This is a genomic window from Chryseobacterium sp. Marseille-Q8038 (assembly GCF_965111995.1).
In genome coordinates, this window is record NZ_CBCOPN010000007.1 from 1 (window position 1) to 1319 (window position 1319).

The following is a 1319-nucleotide window of genomic DNA, read 5'->3' on the forward strand; positions in this document are numbered from 1 at the left end:
TTGATTCGTTCAAGATTAATATAGTTGAAAGATATATCGGTTCTATGAAGGCTCGTCCTACATTATGCGAAGTTTTATTTAAAGTAAGGACTTTGGATAATGTACTTATTAACAGAAAAGATGGTAATATAAGAGTAAAGGTGAAAGGTGACGATTTTGAAACGTATCAGAAATTATCCAGAGACCTGAATTCTTATGAATACAAAAACAAACTGATTAACAGAAAAGAGGTAGAAGAGAACTACGTTCATTTCATCCTGAGTTTAGTAATTACGAATTATCAGCTTAACTAAGCTGTTCCGGACATTCTCCTTCTATATAGTATTTGTAGAGGGAGAATTTTCAGGAGAACAAGGTATAGGAAGCAACCCGTTTTAAATTAAAAACAGTTAAGGTATACGGAGAAAAGCAAGGTGTTTCTCAGTGCTTTTCGATCTGGAAACATGTAAAAAGTATAGTTTAAATCAAATTATTCGTTATTACGTAGGATATGGCTTCAATTATATTTTTCACTCCAATTCTTTCAAACAATTTGCTCCTGTGAAACTTTATTGTACTGGGTGACACAAACAGCTGTTCTGCAATTTCTTCTATTTTCAAGCCCTGAAGGTACAATCGTATGATTTCGATTTCCCTTAATTTTAAGGCTACTTTAGATTCCTCCGTCCATTTTCCTGTAAAGAGATTATACTTCCAAAAGCTTTCTGAAGTATTGGATATGATCCTGATATTTCCGGCAGTCCGGTTCAGGGAATAGGACACTATACAGACTATTTTAGAGATTTCTCCGTCATCACAGAGCTCTATGGGTGTAATCCTGTGATTCACCAGCACATCTACACTATTGGTATATTTAAGATGAAAATCATAGGTGATGGTGTGTATTTTTTTCTCTTCGGGTGAAAGACACTCAAAAAACTTAAGTCCATACGTACTTACTTTCTTTAATATTTCAAGATCTTCCTTCTTAGTGTATTTACGAAAAAAGCTATAGCCCATTTTTTCAACTTCAGCAGACCCAAAACCGGAAAAAAGAAGAGGGTTTTCCGAAATAAATTCTAATTTCTTTGTTTTAAGATCTGCAATATAAACACTACCCAAGCTGGTTTCCGACACTGCTTTAAGCACATTAAAATATTTGTCTGATGCGTTCTTTTTTTCAGAAATGGATATGCCCGACGCATTCCTGGCATACATTGAATTTATTTTATCACTCAGCTCCGACATCTTTTCGCTTACAAAACTGGCGCTTTATCGCCGTACGTACACCGGAAGCTAAAGCGAGGCTCCTCCCGATAGCATGGCAGCAGCCTGCAATA

Annotated in this window: 3 protein-coding genes; 2 read left to right on the top strand and 1 reads right to left on the bottom strand. The window is 35.7% G+C overall.

Translation table 11 applies throughout. The features are described 5' to 3' along the window. The coding region (locus ACWPWS_RS24930) for a prevent-host-death protein (protein WP_454048276.1) at positions 1-293 on the top strand (293 nt) is incomplete at its 5' end. A gap of 166 nt (positions 294-459) precedes the next feature. Here the strand turns inward: ACWPWS_RS24930 and ACWPWS_RS24935 are convergent. Then, positions 460-1227: a response regulator transcription factor gene (locus tag ACWPWS_RS24935; RefSeq protein ID WP_454048277.1), complete on the bottom strand. Its 768-nt coding sequence runs from the start codon at positions 1225-1227 to the stop codon at positions 460-462. Here ACWPWS_RS24935 and ACWPWS_RS24940 point away from each other — a divergent pair. Next, on the top strand, positions 1146-1319 hold a 174-nt coding region (locus ACWPWS_RS24940), incomplete at its 3' end, for a nitroreductase family protein (RefSeq protein WP_454048278.1). The two genes, ACWPWS_RS24935 and ACWPWS_RS24940, sit on opposite strands and share 82 nt — an antisense overlap.